The following is a 21869-nucleotide window of genomic DNA, read 5'->3' on the forward strand; positions in this document are numbered from 1 at the left end:
ACATATTTAGTGATTGTGTTGGATTTTTAATGGAAAAGGGGTATGTTTTATGGCTGAGGAAAAATTGGACAGAAGAAAAAAATATACACGAATGGTTTTGAAAGAAAGTATGATCCAGTTATTAAAGGAAAAACAAATTTCCGACATAACAGTAAAAGAGATCTGTTCGCTTGCAGATGTAAACCGTTCCACATTTTACGCTCATTATCTGGACCTGTACGATCTGCTTACGAAAATGGAAGAGGAAGTTCTGGATGATATGCAATCCTATTTTGGCCAGCATGATTTTAATAAAGATGAGGAATCGATTCAGATGACGGAAAAGCTATTGGACTATGTGGTGGCCAATAAAGAAATCGTCCAAATTCTGCTGCATGAAAATGCGGACCCGAACTTTCAAAAGCGGGTATTGAAAATTGCGCAAGAATATTTGACGGCAAGCTGGAAACCGCCTGAGGGATATGAAGAGGAATTTTCCCATTATGTATCTGTCTTTATCATAGGCGGCGGTCTGCAGATGGTAAAGGAATGGATGGATTCTGACTTAACGCTGTCAACGAAGGAGATGGCCCGGCTTATCAATAATATTGCCAACCATGGTTTGTCGGTGGTGAAATGAATACCGATCTTTGGGTGGGCACTCTTCAAGCAAACAAAGCATAAGATACTTTGAGAATTTATGGAAGGGAGTAATTTTCATTGTATTTTGTACCTATGTATCCGTACCCTTATTACCCGGCTGCTCCGTCGTATGGTTATCGAGGTGAGCCGATCAACCAGCAGCCTTCGTTCCCGCAGGAAAATGCCGGGCAAATGTTCTCCCCATATTTTGCAGGGAGTGGTCCCTTTATGAATCATCAGGAGGAAGCTGCTATGCATATACCATCGGAAGAAAGACAATCCATGGATGTTGGATCCCGGCCGTATGTCGTGAATATTCATCAGGCTGCCAGGCAAAATAATACATTCCGGACAGCGATATGGACCGGAGAGTATTTACAGGTGGTTATCATGAGCATCCAGCCTGGTGACGATATCGGTTTGGAAGTTCACCGCAATCATGATCAATTTCTGCGAATAGAGGAAGGGGAAGGGATCACCCGAATGGGAGATACGCAGCACAATCTGGATTTTGAAGAACGGATTACGAGAGGCTCGGCAATTATGGTTCCTGCCGGTAAATGGCATAACATTATTAATACGGGAAATCGCCCTCTGAAACTTTATACGATCTATGCTCCACCGGAACATGAGTATGGGACGGTGCATGAGACGAAGAAGGCTGCAATGGCTGCTGAAGGACACCATAATTAAAGCACTTTGTAAAAAGGATGATTGCCAGTCATCCTTTTTATTATTGGCAGAGAGGCAGCTTGGAATCCATTTATGTGTTCGGCTTTTATTCGGGAAAGATAAAGAAACTGCGCAGTTTCTCGGCAACCCTCGATACAGGAAGCCCTACCACATTAAAATAATCCCCTGTAATTCCTTTGACAAAAATGGCACCCATTCCCTGAATGCCGTATGCCCCTGCCTTATCATAGGGCTCTTTTTTGGAAACATACCATTCTATTTCATTCCGGGACAACTTTCTGAATGCTACTTCCGTTCTTTCCACAAAGCTGATTTCCTTTTCATGGGAACGAAGAACGACTCCTGTGTATACATCGTGTACGTCCCCGCTCAATAACGAGATCATCTCTAGCGCATCCTGCTGATCTTTTGGCTTTTCGAATATCCGGTTCTGATGGGAAACTACTGTATCGGCAGATAAAATAACTTCATTTGTATGTTCGAGTGGTGTATGTTTATTTTTAAGCTTCGCCAGCTGCACCACTTTTTCCTGCGGATCCGCTGTCTGAATCTGTTCTTCATCTACGTTTGGTTTACGAATCGTAAATGGTATATGTATTTGTTTTAATAATTCTTGTCGTCTTGGAGATCCCGATGCCAGAATGAGCTTCATATTTATTGTTCCTTTCTGCATGGTTTTTCGTATATTTTAGCAGAAAAGTAAGGGGGAGGGAATAAATCCCTCTGTATCATTGGTCATAGGGAAGATCTAAGTTTTGACCACCCATCTATAAAACTTCCAGATCGCCAGGAGAAATAAAAAATAGCCTACTATTGAATATTCATGTTTCCATGCCGGAGAATGAGCAAACAATCCCATTTTCACGGAGAGTTGCTCCATCAATGGGGTTGCCAGACTTATGACAGCCATGGATAGAAATCTTGTAAAAGGCTGCACTCTTTTTACCAGATAAATAAAAATAATGGTGCCAAGTGGCAATATGAAAAGTGTAAATAAAATATTTACAGAAAACACATCAGCAAAAGGACGGGAAGGAAATGTATAAAATTCCTTTCCTACGAGCCACAAATCCAAGTATGTACCAATCAAGCTTGCGAGAATAGCGGCACATACATATCCTTTTAAATTAGAAGAACGTCTCTTTCGCAAGGATGGCAAGCTCAATCCTTTCGAGTTTCTTACAATACTCATCTAAAATATCTCCATTCCCATCTTGCTCCTGTTTTTCCAGATGGTAAATTATTTTCCAGTCCGTATACCAATCACCTTGTTCTGCTTCTTTGTGATCCACATCTGTAAAAGTATATTCCAGCTGCGGGCTGAATATTCGATGAGAGCCGGGCCTAAGCGTGCAATTTCTTGTTCTCCGCTGAAAAGGATTGCCGGGCACGGATTCATTGATGTCATTATAGAGGTGCGGCCAATAGTCCCGGCGTGAACCGGTATGTGGATGCTCCGCAGCCCATTCTCGTATTTTGCGGTATGTTTCCTTGTCATAAAGCAATTTGTACAGCCTTTTTCCCAATTCAATCCGTTCTTCCAGGGAAGAAAATTGACTGACTGTTTCCCCGAGTAACTTCATTTTTGTACTATTTTCATAGGGGAAAACAATTTGATTTAAACTTAACAGTTCCTGCAGTTTAAATTCAATGGAGTCCAACACGTCTTTAAATTCAGGGTTCTGGATAACTCTATTTTCCATATAGCTTTGTTCGTTGATAATGAGAGAGACCGTTAACAGGTGCTTATCCTTAAACTCCAGAAAATCATTCCATATCACGTGCATGAAGAAGGAAACATGAAATATGGGCAACAGATAAAATAAGTTCTTCTGATTTTTGATGCTTACTTCATATAACAGCATTTGCGGATACACATCCTGAAATATTAACCAATTGCCCCGTTCCAAAAAAGCGAAAAATTCATCCTGCTCATCCTCATCCATTATATAGGAAATCAGATCTCCTTTAAGATCTGTCATATTCCAGCCGCCATTCCTGGATACCATGTGACCGAGGAATGCCCAATGAATCTCCGGGAACCGCTGATAAAAATCCAGATAAGCTTTGGTTCTCGTAATATTATTCAAGTTATGTTTTGCAGTTTCTTTGCGAATTTGTTCCACCAGGGCTTGTTCTGTTTTATTCAGGGATACCTCCGTCAATGGCTGGCCTGGCTGCTTTTTTAACTTTTTCTTTATCCTTTTCAATTCAGGTGACAGTTTAGAAGACGGAAACCATTTTATCATCTGTTCACCTCTGTTTGCTTTTTAATTCGTGACAACACCCTTTCTATATTGGTATGATGAACCGCTAAAATAATGAAGGAAATTAAAAACATAAAGCAGTTTTGCTTCATTAATTTCCCGGAAAATATTATGATAGTATGTATACAGAAAGAAGGGACATAAATGCAAGGAATACGTTGGGGCTTTTTTCTTATAGGAGTCCTTATTTTTAGTTATGGAATCAGTATTGCAATCAAGGTACAGCATGTGGGGCTTCATCCATGGGATGTACTGAATGTGGCTTTGTTTGAAAGAGTGGGTCTGTCCATCGGATCATGGGCGATTATCATATCGGTATTATTAATTATTATTTCCTGGATATTGGATAAAAGCTATATTAAACTTGGTACATTTTTCAATGCGGTGCTTGTGGGGGCGTTTGTGGATTTTTATTTGTGGCTGGACATTTTACCACAGGCTACTCATGGCTGGCAGGATTATTTTACGATTTTGTTAGGTATTGTCATTATGGGTTTTGGCGGCGGTGTATATAACGCTGCCGGTGTCGGATCGGGACCGCGGGATGGATTCATGCTGTCCATTGCTGATAAGCTCGGTGCCTCCATTGGTAAAATACGTGTCATTGTGGAAACGCTTGTGCTTGGTATCGGCTGGCTTTTGGGCGGACCTGTATTTATCGTGACATTTCTGTTCACCTTTATTCAAAGCCCGATCTTCCAGTACACCTTTCACTTGTTCCGGAAATTTATTTTCAGGATTGACGTGCATATCGGAAAAAAACACTCCGAACATACAGCTTGAGGCAGGGGACCCCCCCTGCCTTTTAGTTTAAGCCTGCCGGGAAACCTGTTTGCCAATGAAGGAAATATATATACGGAATTACTGGTGGATCAACGCTTGCAGCTGCATCACTGAACATTTTTTTCTTCTCTCTCCAAAAATATAGTGGATTTTCAATATTGCACCCTGCCTCCGTAGCAGATTTTCAAAATTGTCTAGTGAGAAGTAGTATTTTATTTATATAGAATGTGACGGTTTTGCAATTTCACCTTGTTGAGCTTTTTTGCAGGCGTGATAAGATGGTGAAAAATAAGCAATGGAGGGATCGCAATGGGACAAAGCAATATTATTTATTTTCCCGATAAAGTACAGGAAGAATTAATTAACGTGCTGGACGAGCTGGTGGATTATTCCGTGCATTATTATAAGAAGGAAATTGTGAAAGCAACGGAGTGGCATTTGAGAAGAATGAATGTATCCGAGAAAACGGAAAATCAGATATTTACCCAATTGTTTTGGTGGACGATATGTTGTTACCGAATGCCAACATCAGAAAGAACGATATATCAGGAATATTTACAAGCGCATAAAGCGGAATGGAAAAAGAAAAGTTTCAAGGTCCAGCAGGTGCTGGCAAGTTGGCTTGAGATCAGCCCGGGTTTTTATTATGTGGAAGAGGATCAAAGCAGAAGCGGCAAGGTTTTTATTCTTCGGGATATTTTTGAAAAGAAAAGAAAATTGGTGGCTGTTCACTCGAAACAGGATAGAAAACCGGTCAAGGGAGAAGTTATTTCCGTTATGCTGCTGCCAATGGAGGACGGAAGTTTTATTTCACAGGGCCGGATTATTCATGTATCGGAAGATGAATCAGCTCCTGTTGTTCACAAACTCTCCCAGTACTATGAAAGAAATGCAGTATCACCGAGTTATTCACTCAACCCCGACCTTTATCCGGACCTCTTAAAGATCTCTCTGAAAGCCCTGGAAAGCGAAATATGACTGAAAACTCTAATGCGAAGCAAAAGTCGGACGGGAAACATGAAGAAAACCTCATTAAAAAATTAGCTGTCGGCAAGGTCCGGATTATTTATTTTAAAATTGGGGGAAGAAGATAATTGGCTCCATGTACTCTCCCCAGACGCGCCATTCAAGTCATACTCTTCAACAATATACTGCATCAGGAACCAGGCAATAGCCAGTACAATAAGTGTAAATAAAAACATGATTAAAATAGTAAGCTTCTCTTTCACCCTGTACACCCCCTCGTATAGTATATTTAGGCCCATAATTTTGAGCCTATAAGATTCTTACTTTTATAAAAATATAGTCAAATCTCTTGGATGTCCTGAGATATTTCTAGATAATGGTCTTAGGATCATTTGGGACAATTCTTTTCCCCCTTGTGGCTCGACCACATTAGAAAGACTGTTTCCCAGTGTACGTGCGGACCTTCCTACTCGCAGGCTGTGCACCCTGATTATCGAACCTGGATGGTAGTAGCTCTAGGGCGGCTTTCGAATCAGGGATAGTACTTATACACGAGGTTGTTGATCGACGTTCACACTAGGGATATCTCAGGGCGTCCAAGAAATAAGTACCAATGATTCTAAATCGAAAGGAGGAATTCCCCCCATGAAATTATTTGTTGGTCTAGATGTTAGTTCTTTTGATATTAAGGTTTGTTTTCTAAATGGTGAAGGAGAGAAACTTCGTTCCTTCACAGTATCCAATGATTTGCCTGGTGCCACTGTTTTACGTGATTCTATTTTAGAGTATATACAAAGCCAAAAAAGCCATTTGATTAAAATTGGTCTTGAATCTACTTCAGTTTATAGCTTTCATCCATCCATGTTTTTACATAATGATGAAACGCTTAAGGCACTTGGTACAGAAGTATTCGTTATGAATCCCAAACAGATTGCGAACTTTAAAAAGAGTTACAGTGATATGGACAAAACGGATGAAATTGATGCGTTTGTCATTGCCGATTATTTACGCTTTGGGCGTTTGCCAATGTCTGTTGTTAAAGAGCAGCAGTATGTTGCGCTTCAACAACTTACTCGCTCTCGTTACCAACTCATCCGTCAAGTAACTAAAGAAAAACAACACTTTCTTCAGCACTTAAGTTTTAAATGCAACACCTTCACAGAGGAAGTGGAGTCTTCTGTCTTCGGCAATGCCATGATGGAGCTGTTTTATGAGAAATACAGCCTTGATGAACTGGCGCAAATGCCAATAGAAGATTTAGCAGCATTTCTTCAAGAGAAAGGCAGGAACCGCTTTGATGATCCAGAGTGTGTAGCTAAATCAATCCATAAAGCTGTTCGTTCTTCCTATCGCCTAGATAAGGTTGTAGAGGACTCTATAGACATCATTCTTGGCACTACTATTGAGGTCATAAGGACTCTTCAAAAGCAAGTAAAAGAGATTGATAAAGCGATCAAGCGAATTATGGCTGGATTACCTCAAACACTTCAAACGGTACCTGGTATAGGTCCAGTATTTACAGCAGGCATTATCGCTGAGATTGGGCAGATAGACCGTTTTGAAGGTGAAACAAAAATCGCAAAGTATGCGGGCCTTTATTGGCGTAAACACCAATCAGGGCGCTTTACGGCTGATGATACTTCGCTATCACGTAATGGTAATCAGTATCTCCGATATTACTTAGTTGAAGCCGCCAACCGGGTAAGAAGAGAGATTCCTGAATACCAAGTGTATTATGAAAAGAAGTATCGAGAAGTACCGAAACATCAACACAAAAGAGCCCTCGTTCTAACCGCAAGAAAATTAGTGCGTTTGGTGGATGCGCTACTACGTAATCACCAAATCTACACGCCGAAAAGGAGCGTGAATATATGAAGCTAAATTGCTTCTAATATCCTTTGTGTTATTTCCAGTAATTTACATTATTTTACTGGTCTAGTTTCTTGATGCCTTTTTTAAGCAAATTGAACCTTGACAATTAAATAATTTAACATTTTTCTCTTGACATACTACCGCAGGTCTTTTATCTTCTTAGACTATCAAACCGCTCCGCATAAGTAAATATAAATACAAACCAAATCATTTTCTGTATTTATAGTGAAAAACTGAGAAAATGAGAGATTAATAAGGAAATAAGGTGATGTTCACGCTTTCTTGGCGTTTTGTTTAATTTGAGTTCTGTGTTAAGCTTCAATAATTATGTCGGCTAACGGAGCAGAAAAATAAACAAGAAAGAGGTAGAGCATTGAAAGTAGAACAGTTAAAACAGGAATGGTTTGGTAATGTAAGAGGAGATGTGTTGGCGGGAATTGTGGTTGCTTTAGCATTAATTCCTGAGGCAATCGCTTTTTCCATTATTGCAGGTGTGGACCCGATGGTTGGGTTATATGCATCTTTTTGTATTGCTGTCGTGATTGCGTTTGTCGGAGGAAGACCGGGAATGATCTCCGCAGCAACCGGAGCCATGGCACTATTAATGGTGAATTTGGTTGCGGATCATGGCTTGCAGTATTTGTTGGCAGCGACCATTCTGACGGGAATTATTCAAATTATTTTTGGAATTTTTAAGTTGGCAAGAGTGATGAAATTCGTACCGAGATCCGTGATGGTCGGGTTTGTTAATGCCCTGGCGATCATGATTTTTGTGGCGCAAATCCCTCATTTTCAGGGTGAGGGGTGGGTGATGTACGGACTTGTAGCCTTAACATTAGCTATCATTTATATTATGCCGAGGTTTACAAAAGCCGTTCCATCTACCCTGATCGCCATTGTGGCAGTTACTGCACTTGCTGTCTTTGGAAATATTCAGGTGGGAACAGTAGGAGATATGGGGTCAATTACACAGCAACTGCCCGTATTTATGCTGCCGTCCATTCCATTAACATTTGAAACATTGATGATTATACTGCCGTATTCTTTGGCTTTAGCCATTGTCGGTTTGCTTGAATCCATGCTGACTGCAAATATCGTCGATGACATGACAGAGACAGAGAGCGATAAAAATAAAGAAAGCCGCGGACAGGGAATCGCGAATATTGTTACCGGGTTCTTTGGCGGGATGGCTGGTTGTGCTATGATCGGCCAATCCGTTATTAATGTAAAATCCGGCGGGAAAGGGCGATTGTCGGCACTGGTTGCAGGTGTTTTTCTGATGTTTTTAATAGTTGTCCTGGGTGGACTTGTTGTGCAAATTCCCCTTGCAGCATTGGCAGGAGTTATGATTATGGTGTCGATCAGTACCTTTGACTGGTCTTCAGTGAAAAATCTTCATAAACTCCCGCGTACTGATGCATTTGTGATGGTGACCACAGTCGGTGTTGTACTATATACAAATGATCTGTCCAAAGGGGTTTTGGCAGGTGTGTTACTGAGCGCGATTTTCTTTGCGTCGAAAATATCCAAAGTGAAAGTCACGGAGGAGCTGGTGATGAAAGAACAAAAAAGAATTTACCGTGTAAACGGACAATTGTTCTTTGCCTCCGTAAGTGATTTTCCGAAAAAGTTTCATTATACGGATTCGGTAAAAACAGTGGTTATTGATTTAACCCATGCCCATCTTTGGGATGACTCCGCCATAGGAGCGCTTGATAAGGTGGAAGACAGGTTTGCGCAAAATAATATTCAAGTAATCTATACCGGCCTCAATAAAGAAAGTGAAGAATTAAAGGATAGAATTGGCGGCCTTTCAAACGCTTCCGGCAATTAATCTGTTATACTATAAAAAAACCTGTTTTTAATGAGGTGGGGGCTATGTTTCAAAAAATACTGGTCGCAGCAGACGGATCCAAGCATTCCATTCGCTCGGCGGAGTATGCCATTGAAATGGCGAAAAAGTTTGATGGAGAGATTGATGTTGTTTATGTGGTGGATGGACAGACGGCAAAAACAGACGTGTTACAGGCGCGGGATAAGTTTGAACTGGAGAAAAAGCGTAAAGAAAAGTTAAAAGTGATCAAGGATCTGCTGATAGCATCCGCAGTACCGTATGAGACCCATTTTCTGCACGGGGAAGCAGGTCCGACGATTGTAAACTATGCCAATGATCATGAATTTGACTGCGTGGTACTGGGCAGCCGCGGATTAAATAATCTGCAGACATTCCTGCTGGGGAGTGTCAGTCATAAAGTGGCCAAACGGGTGGAATGTCCGGTGCTGATTGTGAAATAACAGTACCGGCTTTACCGAGGAAGATGAGACGGAGAGATAAAAATTGCAATCCCAGAAGATGGAAAGAAGGCCTGGTTTTAGATTAACAGGTTCAGTTATGGCAGGTAAAAATGCTAATAACAATAGAAATAACATATAAATTGGCATACAAATAGAACCATATTTATCAGGACAAATGGCAAAATAAAGCGCTCTGAAATTTGATTTTCTGAGCGTTTTATTATGTGATATTTAATTTTCTTCTTCAATTGACGCACCCGATACTAAAACAACGCTATTTAAAATAATAGAAAGATTGCCATATGAAAAATGAAAATACAACAAAAGTGGAGGACAAAAGAACCCGCGAATAAGGTTTTTTCGGCTTTCGTATGATGTCATACATTAAGTATGATAAAAAGAAAAATAAGAAGATCATAAATAGTACCGTAAGCCAAGATATTAGTAAATACATTATATCCACCCCATTATTACAATAGCACCCGTTAATGCAAATGTAATTTTTTTATCCTTCTATCAATCCTAAATACCTTATCTCTTTATCATCAACTTTTACTATATAAATACTACTGTCTTCTGTCTTCAACAGGTTCGTATATTTTAGTTCCTACTGTAAGTTTGGTAGCTGTAAAGTTCTCAAATGCTTCTCCATCATCGTTTTGCTTTTTTATTTTGCCAACTTCCTCTCCTATTGTCAATTCATCTTCATATACCCACTCAATATCTTCAGCATTCGTATATACAATGTCATTTATAACAAATATGTCTGCATTTTTATCATTTTGTAAAACTTGTTCAGCCGTAGGGTTTCCAATATCGCCTTCAGATATTTCAGGTGTTGTTTGACTATTACAAGCTACCAATACAATTGATAAAAGTAAAATTAACATTACCTTTCTTTTAAACACCTTATATCACCCCTTTAGAAGAATAGACGGTTAACAATGGGTTTTAGTTTCATCTTGATTCACAATCCTGCCTCGTTAGCTTTAGATAAACCGACTTTTTTAGTAGATCCGGATCGGCAAGGGGAAGCTTTTTCAACATAATTGAAAGCTGTTGTTTATGGAATGATAAACGTAAAAAGCGGGACAGAGTGTCTGTCCCGCTACAAAGCTTTCTTTACATCATATTGATCCAGGTCAATGTCTATATCCATGTCCTGAACGAGCTTGGCTACTTGCGAACCGATGTATGGTCCCATCGTTAAACCGGAAGCGCCGAGCCCATTAATAAGAACTAACCCATCCCATCCCGGAAGTTTTCCAATGATGGGGAGGAAGCCCGGAGCAACCGGACGGAAGCCTACGCGTGTCTCCAGGACAGTTGCGCGTGCAATACCGGGTGCCGTTTCCATTGCTTTGGTTAAAATTTCATGCATTCCGCCGGCCGTTACCCGATGGTCAAAGCCTGTTTCATCTTCATGGGTGGAACCGAGAATGAGTCTGCCTTTGCCAAATGTCAACATATATTGATTATTTGGCGGCATGACAAGCGGCCATGTTTCCGTTTTTAATTCCGGCATCCTTACATGCATGATTTGGGCACGCTGCGGTTGAACGTGAAAATTCACACCAAGCGGCTTGAACAACTCACTCATCCATGCACCGTTTGCAGCGATAACTTTCGTTGCATGTATTTTTCTTCCATTTACATTTGCACCATAAATGTTGTTCTCTTTAAATAATAAACTGGCATTGCCTTCCAGAAAAGCGGCACCATGTTTTGTTGCTGCAAGAATCAGAGCATCCCGGAGCTTTCTGCCGTCTACCCGGGCAGCACCGCTCACATGGACGGAACCAAACCCATCTGCCAGTAAAGGAAACAGATTTTTTGTTTTCGTTTCATCAAGCAGGGTGATTTCGCCTATTTCCGGGGCATCTTCGCGACGTTTTATTGCACGTTCTTTCATGGCAACCAGCTTATCCTTGTCTTTGTGAAGGCTAATGGCACCAATTCGGGCATATCCGGTATCTGTTTGCCCATCTGCTGCCAATTCATCGATCAGCCTGGGATAATGTTTCACCCCTTCTTTTGCCAAGTGATACCAGGCTTTATTTCTGCGCTGGGAAAGCCAGGGACACAAAATGCCTGCTGCTGCATCAGTTGCCTGGCCATTTTCTTTTCTGTCCACAACGGTGACGGAGCAGCCGTTTTTAGCCAGATAGTAAGCGGTGGCGGCGCCGGCAATCCCGGCACCTATCACTATATAGTGGTTTTTCTTATCTGTTGACAAGCAGGTTCAGCACCTTCATCTGGCCAGTATGTTCGGCTTCATGCTGGGTGACCATGAGGAATATATCCCCGTAGGTTTTAAAATTGCCAAATGGCATCTCAAATGGAAGGTTTTTGTTGAAAAATGTTTCATCCAACTCATTAATTCTCTTTTTCTGGTCATTTAAATGCTCGGTGATTTCGGACAGTTCCGGTACATCTCCCGGCCAGTCCGCCGGTTTTGTGCCCATGGCAAAAAGCGCCTGGTATTCCTCCGGGATATTTGTGGATTGCTTGGGAAAACCAAATAATAAACCTTCTGCTGTAACGAGGATGTGGCCGGCATGCCAGCGAAGTGTATTATTTAGTTTCTCCGGCATGACGTCCGCTTTACTTTCATCGAGTCCTTTAATGACTCCCAATGTTGCCTCACGGGTATAATTGAAATGATCAAACATAAAAATTCCTCCTTCTCATGTGATAATGTACACTTTTCTTCATCATAGGAATTTTTCACATAAAAGTAAAACAAAAAAGGATTTTTCGATTCGGGAAAGAAATACTTTAGAGGGAGGGGAATAAATGAAAGTAAATGTAATCAGCATTATTTTATTTGTCACAGGAATAATCATTATTGTGGGTGGCTTTATTATGGCTTATAATCATTCCAATTATAGTGGTTCCGTCAACTTTTCAGGAGAACATGCCATGGTTTTTGACTGGTTCGGTTTTTTCATGATGATGAGCAATCCGCTTTCATATGGGCTCGTTCTTATTGGTATTGGTGAGGTCATACGACTAATGCATAAGCGGTTTGATCAGACGGTGGAAAATCAGGTAATTAAACAAACCGGACAGGCAATTCCGGAGACGAATACAGAGCATGAATCCAGGGCATGGACCTTCAGTGAGGAAGACGAAGAGAAAGTATATGAGCTTTATTCCGACAAAGCAATCCTCGAAATGTTACCATCAAAAAAGGAAGGGTATTGTATAGTTAAACTGCAGGATAAAGAAGGCCCTCTCGATCCTCATATAAAAGTCGTGGATGTTTCCGGGTTTGGTGCCAGGGAAGTACATGATGAGAAAATCAGGCAGGAAATACTGGATGAGTATGCAGAGGGTGAGTATCGAAAGTAACACTTTGGTGGAGAAAAGCGTTTGTTTATAGGGGAAGAAAAAAGCAGAAATAGTGAACTGAGAATGTGCCAGGGTGAAAAGCAATTAGCATAATATGAAGTTATTTTGAAGGGAGGATTGGTTATGTTCGGAAAATGGAAGCTTGGCTGGTTTGTGTGGACATTAATCATCGTGTTATTGGTTACGGTAACAGGCTCAGCGATCTTATTTTTTCATTTATTTAATCTTGATATAAAAGATATATTAGACCGGCAGGCTTCCACGGAAAATGAAGAAATATCGGAAGAAACAGAAGATCAAATTGAAGAAATACAGGAAACAGTTGGCCGGGAACATAGTGAAATGGGAGAGTTTATTACAGTTAAGCATGAATTTTACAATGAAACCACTGGCTATGGCGCAATAAATCATCTGGATTGGGAAGAACAGACGGAAGTTGCCGGGGAGGTCATCAGTTATATAGATGAGCAAATTGGTGCTGTTTCCAGCGAAGCACTGCGTAACGATTTAAACACAATCCGGGATTTGGCCGAAAACGTATTGGAAGAGCAGGACCCGGAGCTGATACGCGATCTGCACCGGTATTTTCATGACCTTGATATCGCATTAAACAGCTACACCCAATATGACAGAATCTGGAACGTCACAGAAACCCTCCAGTAAAGGGGTCTGACCCCTCAATTCAAAATATTCACTCATTTCATGGCTTTTTGGCGTTGTTCATGACATGGGTTGGGGATTTGTGATATTGTATTAGTTGGAATGTTGACTTAGAAGAGGTGACTGGAATGGAAAAGACGTTAATTTTTGGACATAAAAACCCGGACACAGATACCATTTGCTCGGCCATTGCTTATGCAGACCTGAAAACGAAATTGGGGGAAAACGTGGAGCCGGTCCGGTTGGGAGAAGTAAGCAAAGAGACGAATTTTGCGTTGGAATACTTCGGATTTGAAGCCCCTCGCTTTATTGAAAAGGTTGACCCGGATGTGAAGCAGGTAATCCTGGTGGATCACAATGAATTTCAGCAAAGTGTGGATAATATCAGTGATGTACAGATCAAAGAAGTAATCGACCATCACCGCATTGCTAACTTTGAAACGAAAGAGCCGCTGTATTATCGTGCGGAGCCGGTAGGCTGTACGGCAACCATTCTAAATAAAATGTATAAGGAAAATAAAGTTCCTGTTTCCAAGGAAATTGCCGGACTGCTCGTTTCCGCCATTATTTCCGATTCCCTGCTGCTGAAATCACCAACATGCACCCAGGAAGATATCGATGCTGCTTATGAACTGGCTGAGCTTGCTGATGTGAACCTGGAGTCATACGGCTTGGATATGCTGAAAAAAGGTGCTGATTTAAGCGATCACAGTGTGAATGAACTGTTGACGATGGATGCGAAAGAGTTTTCCATGGGAGATGCCAAAGTGGAAATCGCTCAGGTGAATACAGTAGATACGAGCTCCGTATATGAATTGCAGGAAGATATTGATGCAGAAATGGCGCAGATCATTAAGGATAAAGATCTTGATTTGTTCCTTTTTGTAGTAACTGATATTTTGAACAACGACTCTGAAGTACTTGCACGTGGAACAGGAGCGGATAAGGTAGAGCAGGCCTTTAATGTAAAGCTGGATGAAAATAACCGTGCACTTCTGAAGGGCGTTGTATCAAGGAAAAAGCAAATTGTTACGGTGCTGACAGATGTATTTATGAACGAATAAAGAAAAAGCTGTTCCGGATTAATTTCCGAGGCAGCTTTTTTGTATGCAATAAAGTAAATAGGAAAAAACCAGGCCTCTATTTCGTGATGAAAATAACTCCAAGGAAATTATATATTTTATCAACAACGAACCGAACAAATTATAAATTATATAATTTAAAACTCATCAGATTGAAAAATTAGTATATTCTCTGTTCTTTATAAGATATTTTTTATGGTAGCCGTTAAAAAGATGCAGTCAGCATAAGATGTATCACGTATATTCGTTTTATTTTTCTTAAGCAATATTATTGGCACGGTATTTGCATACATATACAAATAAAATGAAAACGCTTACTTTTATCCGGCAATTACACATTTATTATAAAGAGGGGGGATGAAATCTGGAACCACGATCTTGCTGGTTTCAATAATGAAGGTTGGAGTAACGGGGAACACGGTAAGCTTTAATCACATCACTGTCTTGCTGGCATAGTTAATGATAAAATCAATGAAAAGAAAACCAGCATCAGAATTGTTTTGATTTCTGACGGACAGTCTGGCATCGTAATTCGCGAAGATATGTTGGAATAAGGGGTTGAGGTGTACCGCCAGCATTTGCCTTACACTTCCGTTCCTTATTTCTCAGCGGCAAGATGATGGAGGTCATGCCACGATGGAAAAAGCAAAAATCGGAATACTTATGTTGGATACAGAATTCCATAGACCGGTTGGTGATATTGGGAATGAGCATACGTTTCCCTTTCCGGTCGTTTATAAAAAAGTAGAAGGTGCGAGTGTTTCCCGGGTGGTAAAAGATGGAGATACACGGTTAATAGAGCCATTTGTTCAAGCTGCACAAGAGCTGGAGGCAGAAGGAGTGCGGGCAATAACAACAAGCTGTGGATTTCTGGCTTTATTTCAAAAGGAAATACAACCCCTGTTAACTGTACCTTTCTATTCATCCAGTTTATTGCAAATTCCTTTTGCAGCTATTGCAGCCGGTGAACCAATAGGTATAATCACAGCTTCGCAATCCAGTCTGACACTGGCTCATTTTCAAGGGGTGAATGCGCATCACCATCATGTCATTGTAAAAGGGATGGAGCATATGCCGGCCTTTTATGATGCGATTGTTAAAGAAAAAGCTGAGTTGGATGAGTCGGCTGTCAGAGAGGAAATGAAACAAATTGCTGCGGGTTTTGTTGCGGAGCATCCGGAAATAAAATCTATTGTTCTGGAATGTACGAATATGCCGCCATATAAACACGCGATCAGGAAAGTAACAGATATTCCCATTTTTGATATTACCACTTTAGTCAATTATATTTATTCCACAGTATAAAAGATTTTCATCCATATTAATATATAGTGACTAATCGAATTAAGGTACTGTTACAGAAAAAAGTTTTTTAAAAATGAGGGGGGACCATTTTGGAAATAATTATACCGCTTTTGTTATTATTTATCATTGCTTTGGTAAAACAAATACCGGTCATCGGGGGAAATATAAAAATAGCCCTGCTTATTGCCGCTCTTTCTTCTGCAATAATTTCAGGGCTGGCACCAACAGAAATGATTTTTGCGGTTATTGACGGGATTGACCGCTTATCCTGGGTAATCATGCTGTCCATATTTGGGTCTGTTTATGCTGAGTCACAGGTAAGGCTGGGGGCCATGGATACAACATTAAACAGCCTTCGTTCCCTGTTCGGGAATTCACCTAAGGGATTAATTGCCGCCATTTTTATTACATTAATTATTGCCGGCTCATTTTTGGGAGATGCAATTGCAGCTGCAACGGTTATCGGGTTTTTGGTCATTCATTCTTTATATGAGTTAAAAGTGAAGCCGGAACAAATCGGTATGATCATATTGGTTGGTGCTTCCATTGGTTCTATTATGCCGCCGATCAGTCAGGGTGTTTTCCTCTCTGCTTCTTTAGTAGGGGTAGATCCTGGTCCGGTAATTATCATTGCATATTTTACAGTAGCTTTTGGTGGTTTAATCGCTATTCTCGAATCGTTCCGGTTTGTAAAAGGCAGAAAAATGCCGGAACATTTAAGGACAACACAATCGTTTATATCCATTTTAAAGGAAAGATGGATGACGTTAGTGCCATTAGGCATTCTGGTAGCAATTGTTATTGCAAATACAGGCTTTGACTATAATATCTTCTCAGAATGGATCATCTTTTCAGCCATATTGGATCCGCTGATGGAAATTCCCATTTTGCAGGGTATTACTTTTCAGGTAGTTACTGCCATTATCATTGCACTGCTTGTGAGCTTTTTATTTCCGGTGGTTCGCAAAGAAACCAAAGGTGTTATTAAAGGTGGGCTCGTTAAAGTGAGCCAGACCGTTCAAATTCAGCTGAGCGCGGGAGTTATGGTAGGTGTTTTTTATGCATCCGGCCTTATTGATCAGGTAGCGGTGATGACAGAAGGGCTGGCCGCTTCCATGGTGAAAATTGGTGGTGCTATTTCGATGGTCGTCGTGGGAATGCTGACCGGCTCCCAGACAACCGCTCAATCGGTAATTGTTACTTTCATTGGGCCAATTCTTGAGAATCTTAACGTGGATCCTACTTTTATTGCGCTTGGTGCTTCTCACATTGCTGCAGCAGGACAGAATATGCCACCGGTAGGTCTGACAGCATTTGTTGTGTGCGGATTAATTGGTGGAATTTTAAACAGAGAAGTGGATCCGCTGAAAGTAATGGTGCTTGCCCTGCCGAACTCACTCTACTTTTTATCTATTGGATTAATTGCATGGTTTGTATTTTGATGCATAATTATGATATTTTTATACGCAGTTTATATAACAAGTTAAGAAAGTATAAAATTTCAGCACACGTTTCTGTTGGGACTAGGAACAACTGTACCGTAGCCCCGGAGAAGTCGATTCAAAGAAATCAAAATTTTTAAGTCTCATGTATAAGAAAAAATGACTAACATATGAGGAGGCAGCATGTGAGCTATAAGGTTATTGTTGCAGGCGGTGGTCTCATCGGTGCTTCCACCGCTTACTACCTGGCAAAATCAGGGGCAGACGTCACACTGGTGGAAGCAAAAGATATTGCTTCAGGCACTTCGGGAGCCTGTGACCGTGCCATTATGCTTCAGTCGAAAAAACCGGGTCCGACATTGGACCTCGCCATTAAAAGCGCGGAATTATATAAGGAACTGGAAGCGGAATTGGACACAGAACTTGAATACAGACAAAGCGGCGGTATGATTATCATTGAAACGCCGGAGGAAATGGCTGCAATGGAGCAAATGGTCGAACGCCAGCAAAAAGCCGGGATAGACGTTTCGCTTATTTCAGGAACTGAAGCGCGGGAACGTCAGCCTGGATTATCAGAAGCGTTAATTGGTTCGACCTGGTGGGAACATGATGCTGAAGTTAATCCGTTGAAAGTGTCCTTTGCCATGGCCAACGCAGCACGTTTGCTCGGAGCAGAAATCAAGCTGGGCTCCCCGGTAATCAGGCTCTTAACCGAGAATAATCGGGTGATTGGTGTAGAAACGAAAGCAGAAAAAATATATGCTGACGCGGTTGTGGTAGCTGCAGGCGTATGGACCCCGAAGCTGTTTGAACCACTCGGCGTGGAGGTGCCGATTATTCCGAGGCAGGGGCATATCCTTGTATCCGAAAGAATGCCCTCCTTTCTGCATACCGGCATATTAAGTGCCGCTTATATTGCGAATAAATTAAAGCAAAATCACCAGGCGGAGGAAGTAGATCCTTTCGGCGTCGGTTTGGCTATCGGTCAAACCCATAGCGGGTCGTTGTTAATTGGTGGTTCCCGGCAATTCGCCGGCTATCATACAGAAACGAATCCCGAGGTGATTCGGCAAATAGGGGAAGTTGCAGTTCGTGCTTTTCCTTTATTGGCAAATGCCAGGATTATCCGGGCATTCACCGGTCTCCGTCCCTATACACCGGATGGCATGCCGATTCTTGGACCGGTGGATGGCATGGATGGCGTGTACATAGCTGCCGGACATGAAGGGGATGGTGTGGCACTCGCTCCCATTTCAGGAAAAATGATGGCACAAATGGTATGCAGGGAAGAGGAAACTGTTGGAGTGGATCCCGGTATATTTTCCCTGAGCCGCTTTCACCCATAGATATTTAACATAGAGGGAGTGCGTAATAAATGGTAAATACCTTTCGATTGAATCATTCGGAAGACAACGTAAAAACAATAGAGTTCTATTTTAATGATAAAAAATTAACTGGTTATGAAGGAGAACCAATTGCCGCTTCTCTTCTCGCAAACGGAATTAAAACCATCCGCACCTGTGAAATCACCGGGGAGGGCCGCGGTATATTCTGCGGCATCGGCCATTGCTATGAATGCCGGGCTGAAGTGGACGGGACACCGAATGTGCGTACTTGCCTGACACCGAACAAGCAGGGAACCAAAGTATTCAGCCTCACTTCCGGAAATGAGGGAGACAAGAAACATGAAAGTTGATGTTGTCATTATCGGGGCTGGACCCGCCGGTTTGACCGCCGCGATAGAAATAATTCAAAACGGCTTAACCGTAGCAGTCATTGACGAATATTACCGACCGGGGGGAAGACTGTTGGGACAGCATTATGAAGATCCCTATGCTCCCCGTGATCAAAGAATCTGGGACGGAAAGAAAACAGCAGATCAACTGGAGGAAAAAGCCCGTTCTTTAGGTGTCCATATTTTTACCAATGTCAGTGTGTGGTCTGTCAGTGGGAAATGGAAGGTGGAATTAGCCGGTTCTGAGCTGACTTCCATTACTTCAAAAGTATTATTATTGGCAACAGGTTCCGTTGAAAAGGCTTTGCCTGTACCCGGTTGGACATTGCCCGGGGTAATAAGTGTTGGAGCAGCCCAGACATTTACGAATCTGCATCAGGTATCTGTAGGAAAAAAAGTATTGATAGCAGGTATCGATCCCCTTTCCCTGTCCGTCATGATGGAAATGAAAAACGCAGGGATCGATGTGGCAGGGATGGTTCTTCCACCCATGCCTCCTGTTACCGGAAAAGACGACTCTCCTTCACAAACAGTAGCACGACTTAAAGATGTTGCCGGTTTGGCACCAAATCTTTTGGTCCGCAAATTAGGGAAACTTGCATTAACGCGTGTGCCTCGATTGACAGCACACGGATTAAGGTTTAATCTTTTAAAAGTAAATGGCGTGCCAATTCATTTGCGTAAAGCAATTGTAGAGATTGAAGGACAGGGAAAAGTAGAAGCAGTAAAGATTCAGTCGGTATCCGTGGACGGCAGGCCTGTAGGAAAAGCGGAAAGCGTGGAAGTGGATACAGTATGTTTATCGAACGGACTTTATCCACTGGTTGATTTGGCGGAGACCGCAGGATGCAGACTGATTGATATACCGGAACTTGGCGGAACTGTTCCGTTGCACGCACCTGATATGTCCACACAGGTAAGCGGGTTGTTTGTGGCAGGAAATATAACCGGAATTGAAGGAGCAAAGGTAGCTATGGCGCAGGGGCGACTGGCAGCAGCTTCCATTTTAAAGTCGCTGGGAAAGCCCGGATCAACAACCGTTGATGCGGCGATGACAGAAGTAAATCATGCACGGAGAACCGCTCCTCTGCGCTTTTTACCCGAAATTGACCACGGGCGGCAGAAAATGAATAGCATTTGGCAGAAAGAAGGCATTGTATGAATGATATAATTATTTGCCGATGTGAAGGAGTTTACTTATCTGAAGTCCTGACGGCTATCGAAGAGGGCGCTGACAGTGTTCCCGGCATTAAAAAAAGAGTCAGGCCCGGTATGGGGTATTGCCAGGGTAGAGTTTGCCAGCCTGTCATCCGTGACCTACTGGAAGCTCGATCCGCTGGAGAAAAAAAGCCTCCGCAGCAGCGGGCCCAAACTCCTGTCCGGCCGGTTTTGTTAAAAGATATTATTCGAAAATAATTTGATTGGAGTGAGGGTATGTACCTGCATGGAACTGCTTTAGTGAATGAGAAAGGACATTTAGAAATCGGAGGCTGTGATACCGTAAAGTTGGTTGAAGAATATGGCAGTCCTTTATATGTATATGATGTTGAGTTGTTCAGAAACAGGGCAAGAGCTTTTAAGAAGATGTTTGACAAGCATGGAGTAAAATCACAAGTCTCCTATGCGAGTAAAGCTTTTTCATCAGTAGCGATGCTTCAACTGGCTCAAGAAGAAGGACTTTCCTTGGATGTAGTTTCAGGAGGAGAGCTTTACACCGCCATCGTCGCTGAATTTCCGATGGAGAAAATTCATTTTCATGGCAACAATAAGAGCGAAGAAGAACTTAAAATGGCATTGGATCATCATATTGGCTGCATTGTCGTCGATAATTTTCATGAACTTCATATGCTTGATCATCTGCTGCAGGAAAGAAAACAGGAAGTAAGTATACTATTGCGCGTAACACCTGGAATAGAAGCACATACGCATGATTATATTCTTACAGGACAGGAAGACTCCAAATTCGGTTTTGATCTGAAAAATGGACAGGCGGAAAAAGCGCTTGCTTTCTCGCTGGAAAGTGATTATATTAATCCGCTCGGCATTCATTGTCACATCGGATCCCAAATTTTTGAAACGGACGGGTTTGTGCTTGCCGCTAAAAATATATTGGAAAAACTCGGATCCTGGAATGAGAAATATGGATTTACTCCCGAGGTGCTTAACCTTGGAGGAGGTTTTGGCATTCGCTACACAGAAGAGGACAAGCCGCTTCCTCCAGAGGAGTATGTGGAAGCAATGATTTCGGAAGTAAGAAAGGAAGCGGAACGTTTGTCCCTGCCCATGCCGGAAATTTGGATTGAACCAGGCAGATCTCTCGTGGGAGATGCAGGCACGACACTTTATTCCGTCGGTTCCAAAAAAGAAGTGCCTAATGTGAGGAAGTATGTTGCGGTGGATGGCGGTATGAATGACAATATCAGACCGGCTTTATATGATGCTAAATATGAAGGGGTTCTTGCAAATCGCGTCAATGACAAAAAAGATGAAGTCGTTTCGATTGCAGGGAAATGCTGCGAATCAGGAGACATGCTCATTTGGGACCTGCCCCTGCCGGAACCGGATTCCGATGATATTCTGGCTGTATTCTGCACAGGTGCATACGGATACGCTATGGCAAACAATTATAACCGGATCCCGAGACCACCGGTTGTCTTTGTGGAAAAAGGAAAAAGCAGACTGGTAGTAAAACGGGAGACTTACGAGGACCTCGTTCGGCTGGATTTGCCCCTGAATGAAGCCTCCAGCCTCACAACAAAGCAGTAATATGCTGTGAACAGTTGAATAATTGGTT

Annotated in this window: 24 protein-coding genes; 17 read left to right on the forward strand and 7 right to left on the reverse strand. The window is 41.9% G+C overall.

Annotated features, from left to right (window positions below; translation table 11 throughout):
• Positions 1 to 49 precede the first annotated feature (49 nt).
• Both ACZ42C_RS19855 and ACZ42C_RS19860 read left to right on the forward strand, forming a co-directional pair.
• Positions 50 to 619: a TetR/AcrR family transcriptional regulator gene (locus ACZ42C_RS19855; RefSeq protein ID WP_461183581.1), complete on the forward strand. Its 570-nt coding sequence runs from the start codon at positions 50 to 52 to the stop codon at positions 617 to 619.
• Positions 620 to 699: 80 nt separating this feature from the next.
• A complete protein-coding gene (locus tag ACZ42C_RS19860; RefSeq protein WP_461183582.1) occupies positions 700 to 1314 on the forward strand; it encodes a cupin domain-containing protein in 615 nt (204 codons plus the stop codon).
• 85 nt (positions 1315 to 1399) lie between these two features.
• Here the strand turns inward: ACZ42C_RS19860 and ACZ42C_RS19865 are convergent, their stop codons facing one another.
• The 3 genes from ACZ42C_RS19865 to ACZ42C_RS19875 all read right to left on the reverse strand — a co-directional run bounded on the left by ACZ42C_RS19865 (position 1400) and on the right by ACZ42C_RS19875 (position 3563).
• Complete coding sequence (locus tag ACZ42C_RS19865) at positions 1400 to 1966, reverse strand: Maf family protein (RefSeq protein ID WP_461183583.1); 567 nt, start codon at positions 1964 to 1966, stop codon at positions 1400 to 1402.
• 96 nt (positions 1967 to 2062) lie between these two features.
• Positions 2063 to 2506, reverse strand: a complete 444-nt coding sequence (locus ACZ42C_RS19870) for a CBO0543 family protein (protein WP_461183584.1) — start codon at positions 2504 to 2506, stop codon at positions 2063 to 2065.
• On the reverse strand, positions 2442 to 3563 hold the full coding sequence (locus tag ACZ42C_RS19875; protein WP_461183585.1) for a DUF2515 family protein: 1122 nt from the start codon (positions 3561 to 3563) through the stop codon (positions 2442 to 2444). The genes ACZ42C_RS19870 and ACZ42C_RS19875 overlap by 65 nt, the downstream gene beginning before the upstream one ends.
• Positions 3564 to 3725: 162 nt before the next feature.
• On the opposite strand from ACZ42C_RS19875, the gene ACZ42C_RS19880 reads away from it, so the two are divergent.
• Complete coding sequence (locus ACZ42C_RS19880; protein ID WP_461183586.1) at positions 3726 to 4364, forward strand: YczE/YyaS/YitT family protein; 639 nt, start codon at positions 3726 to 3728, stop codon at positions 4362 to 4364.
• Between the two features lie 309 nt (positions 4365 to 4673).
• The gene (locus ACZ42C_RS19885; protein ID WP_461183587.1) at positions 4674 to 5342 is read left to right on the forward strand and encodes a hypothetical protein; all 669 of its coding nucleotides are present in this window, start codon (positions 4674 to 4676) and stop codon (positions 5340 to 5342) included.
• A gap of 62 nt (positions 5343 to 5404) precedes the next feature.
• Here the strand turns inward: ACZ42C_RS19885 and ACZ42C_RS19890 are convergent, their stop codons facing one another.
• Entirely contained in the window at positions 5405 to 5593 is a 189-nt protein-coding gene (locus tag ACZ42C_RS19890; RefSeq protein WP_461183588.1) for a hypothetical protein, read from the reverse strand.
• Positions 5594 to 5975: 382 nt separating this feature from the next.
• On the opposite strand from ACZ42C_RS19890, the gene ACZ42C_RS19895 reads away from it, so the two are divergent.
• The 3 genes from ACZ42C_RS19895 (at position 5976) to ACZ42C_RS19905 (ending at position 9497) form a co-directional block, all read left to right on the forward strand.
• A complete protein-coding gene (locus ACZ42C_RS19895; RefSeq protein ID WP_461183817.1) occupies positions 5976 to 7205 on the forward strand; it encodes an IS110 family RNA-guided transposase in 1230 nt (409 codons plus the stop codon).
• Positions 7206 to 7575: 370 nt separating this feature from the next.
• On the forward strand, positions 7576 to 9036 hold the full coding sequence (locus ACZ42C_RS19900; RefSeq protein WP_461182321.1) for a SulP family inorganic anion transporter: 1461 nt from the start codon (positions 7576 to 7578) through the stop codon (positions 9034 to 9036).
• 44 nt (positions 9037 to 9080) lie between these two features.
• Positions 9081 to 9497 carry a universal stress protein gene (locus tag ACZ42C_RS19905; RefSeq protein ID WP_461182320.1) on the forward strand — a complete coding sequence of 139 codons (417 nt, stop codon included), beginning with the start codon at positions 9081 to 9083 and terminating at the stop codon, positions 9495 to 9497.
• A 566-nt stretch (positions 9498 to 10063) separates the two neighbouring features.
• On the opposite strand, the gene ACZ42C_RS19910 is transcribed toward ACZ42C_RS19905, so the two are convergent.
• From ACZ42C_RS19910 to ACZ42C_RS19920, 3 genes are all read right to left on the reverse strand, one after another.
• Positions 10064 to 10405, reverse strand: a complete 342-nt coding sequence (locus tag ACZ42C_RS19910; RefSeq protein ID WP_461182319.1) for a hypothetical protein — start codon at positions 10403 to 10405, stop codon at positions 10064 to 10066.
• Positions 10406 to 10605: 200 nt separating this feature from the next.
• Positions 10606 to 11733, reverse strand: a complete 1128-nt coding sequence (locus ACZ42C_RS19915; RefSeq protein WP_461182318.1) for an NAD(P)/FAD-dependent oxidoreductase — start codon at positions 11731 to 11733, stop codon at positions 10606 to 10608.
• Positions 11720 to 12169, reverse strand: a complete 450-nt coding sequence (locus ACZ42C_RS19920) for a DinB family protein (RefSeq protein ID WP_461182317.1) — start codon at positions 12167 to 12169, stop codon at positions 11720 to 11722. Before ACZ42C_RS19920 ends, ACZ42C_RS19915 begins: the two co-directional genes overlap by 14 nt.
• Positions 12170 to 12293: 124 nt before the next feature.
• Between ACZ42C_RS19920 and ACZ42C_RS19925 the strand changes: the two genes are divergently transcribed.
• The 10 genes from ACZ42C_RS19925 to lysA all read left to right on the forward strand — a co-directional run bounded on the left by ACZ42C_RS19925 (position 12294) and on the right by lysA (position 21841).
• The gene (locus tag ACZ42C_RS19925; RefSeq protein ID WP_461182316.1) at positions 12294 to 12851 is read left to right on the forward strand and encodes a hypothetical protein; all 558 of its coding nucleotides are present in this window, start codon (positions 12294 to 12296) and stop codon (positions 12849 to 12851) included.
• 123 nt (positions 12852 to 12974) lie between these two features.
• Positions 12975 to 13514, forward strand: a complete 540-nt coding sequence (locus tag ACZ42C_RS19930) for a hypothetical protein (protein ID WP_461182315.1) — start codon at positions 12975 to 12977, stop codon at positions 13512 to 13514.
• A gap of 125 nt (positions 13515 to 13639) precedes the next feature.
• A complete protein-coding gene (locus ACZ42C_RS19935; protein WP_461182314.1) occupies positions 13640 to 14575 on the forward strand; it encodes a manganese-dependent inorganic pyrophosphatase in 936 nt (311 codons plus the stop codon).
• A 654-nt stretch (positions 14576 to 15229) separates the two neighbouring features.
• On the forward strand, positions 15230 to 15898 hold the full coding sequence (locus ACZ42C_RS19940; RefSeq protein WP_461182313.1) for an aspartate/glutamate racemase family protein: 669 nt from the start codon (positions 15230 to 15232) through the stop codon (positions 15896 to 15898).
• Between the two features lie 89 nt (positions 15899 to 15987).
• Entirely contained in the window at positions 15988 to 17340 is a 1353-nt protein-coding gene (locus ACZ42C_RS19945) for a TRAP transporter large permease subunit (RefSeq protein ID WP_461182312.1), read from the forward strand.
• A 185-nt stretch (positions 17341 to 17525) separates the two neighbouring features.
• A complete protein-coding gene (locus ACZ42C_RS19950) occupies positions 17526 to 18686 on the forward strand; it encodes an NAD(P)/FAD-dependent oxidoreductase (protein WP_461182311.1) in 1161 nt (386 codons plus the stop codon).
• A gap of 29 nt (positions 18687 to 18715) precedes the next feature.
• Entirely contained in the window at positions 18716 to 19036 is a 321-nt protein-coding gene (locus tag ACZ42C_RS19955) for a (2Fe-2S)-binding protein (protein ID WP_461182310.1), read from the forward strand.
• A complete protein-coding gene (locus ACZ42C_RS19960) occupies positions 19026 to 20237 on the forward strand; it encodes an NAD(P)/FAD-dependent oxidoreductase (protein WP_461182309.1) in 1212 nt (403 codons plus the stop codon). The genes ACZ42C_RS19955 and ACZ42C_RS19960 overlap by 11 nt, the downstream gene beginning before the upstream one ends.
• The gene (locus tag ACZ42C_RS19965) at positions 20234 to 20491 is read left to right on the forward strand and encodes a (2Fe-2S)-binding protein (protein ID WP_461182308.1); all 258 of its coding nucleotides are present in this window, start codon (positions 20234 to 20236) and stop codon (positions 20489 to 20491) included. The genes ACZ42C_RS19960 and ACZ42C_RS19965 overlap by 4 nt, the downstream gene beginning before the upstream one ends.
• Positions 20492 to 20509: 18 nt before the next feature.
• Positions 20510 to 21841, forward strand: a complete 1332-nt coding sequence (lysA, locus tag ACZ42C_RS19970) for a diaminopimelate decarboxylase (RefSeq protein WP_461182307.1) — start codon at positions 20510 to 20512, stop codon at positions 21839 to 21841.
• Positions 21842 to 21869: the final 28 nt, after the last annotated feature.

This window comes from Virgibacillus kimchii, assembly GCF_055379185.1.

What these genes read in the sequence shown, in the direction of transcription:
- ACZ42C_RS19855 (WP_461183581.1), top strand. Translation starts at nt 50, where the DNA reads ATGGCTGAGGAAAAATTGGACAGAAGAAAAAAATATACACGAATGGTT.
- ACZ42C_RS19865 (WP_461183583.1), bottom strand. Translation starts at nt 1,966, where the DNA reads ATGAAGCTCATTCTGGCATCGGGATCTCCAAGACGACAAGAATTATTA.
- ACZ42C_RS19870 (WP_461183584.1), bottom strand. Translation starts at nt 2,506, where the DNA reads ATGAGTATTGTAAGAAACTCGAAAGGATTGAGCTTGCCATCCTTGCGA.
- ACZ42C_RS19875 (WP_461183585.1), bottom strand. Translation starts at nt 3,563, where the DNA reads ATGATAAAATGGTTTCCGTCTTCTAAACTGTCACCTGAATTGAAAAGG.
- ACZ42C_RS19880 (WP_461183586.1), top strand. Translation starts at nt 3,726, where the DNA reads ATGCAAGGAATACGTTGGGGCTTTTTTCTTATAGGAGTCCTTATTTTT.
- ACZ42C_RS19885 (WP_461183587.1), top strand. Translation starts at nt 4,674, where the DNA reads ATGGGACAAAGCAATATTATTTATTTTCCCGATAAAGTACAGGAAGAA.
- ACZ42C_RS19895 (WP_461183817.1), top strand. Translation starts at nt 5,976, where the DNA reads ATGAAATTATTTGTTGGTCTAGATGTTAGTTCTTTTGATATTAAGGTT.
- ACZ42C_RS19905 (WP_461182320.1), top strand. Translation starts at nt 9,081, where the DNA reads ATGTTTCAAAAAATACTGGTCGCAGCAGACGGATCCAAGCATTCCATT.
- ACZ42C_RS19920 (WP_461182317.1), bottom strand. Translation starts at nt 12,169, where the DNA reads ATGTTTGATCATTTCAATTATACCCGTGAGGCAACATTGGGAGTCATT.
- ACZ42C_RS19925 (WP_461182316.1), top strand. Translation starts at nt 12,294, where the DNA reads ATGAAAGTAAATGTAATCAGCATTATTTTATTTGTCACAGGAATAATC.
- ACZ42C_RS19930 (WP_461182315.1), top strand. Translation starts at nt 12,975, where the DNA reads ATGTTCGGAAAATGGAAGCTTGGCTGGTTTGTGTGGACATTAATCATC.
- ACZ42C_RS19935 (WP_461182314.1), top strand. Translation starts at nt 13,640, where the DNA reads ATGGAAAAGACGTTAATTTTTGGACATAAAAACCCGGACACAGATACC.
- ACZ42C_RS19940 (WP_461182313.1), top strand. Translation starts at nt 15,230, where the DNA reads ATGGAAAAAGCAAAAATCGGAATACTTATGTTGGATACAGAATTCCAT.
- ACZ42C_RS19955 (WP_461182310.1), top strand. Translation starts at nt 18,716, where the DNA reads ATGGTAAATACCTTTCGATTGAATCATTCGGAAGACAACGTAAAAACA.
- ACZ42C_RS19960 (WP_461182309.1), top strand. Translation starts at nt 19,026, where the DNA reads ATGAAAGTTGATGTTGTCATTATCGGGGCTGGACCCGCCGGTTTGACC.
- ACZ42C_RS19965 (WP_461182308.1), top strand. Translation starts at nt 20,234, where the DNA reads ATGAATGATATAATTATTTGCCGATGTGAAGGAGTTTACTTATCTGAA.
- lysA (WP_461182307.1), top strand. Translation starts at nt 20,510, where the DNA reads ATGTACCTGCATGGAACTGCTTTAGTGAATGAGAAAGGACATTTAGAA.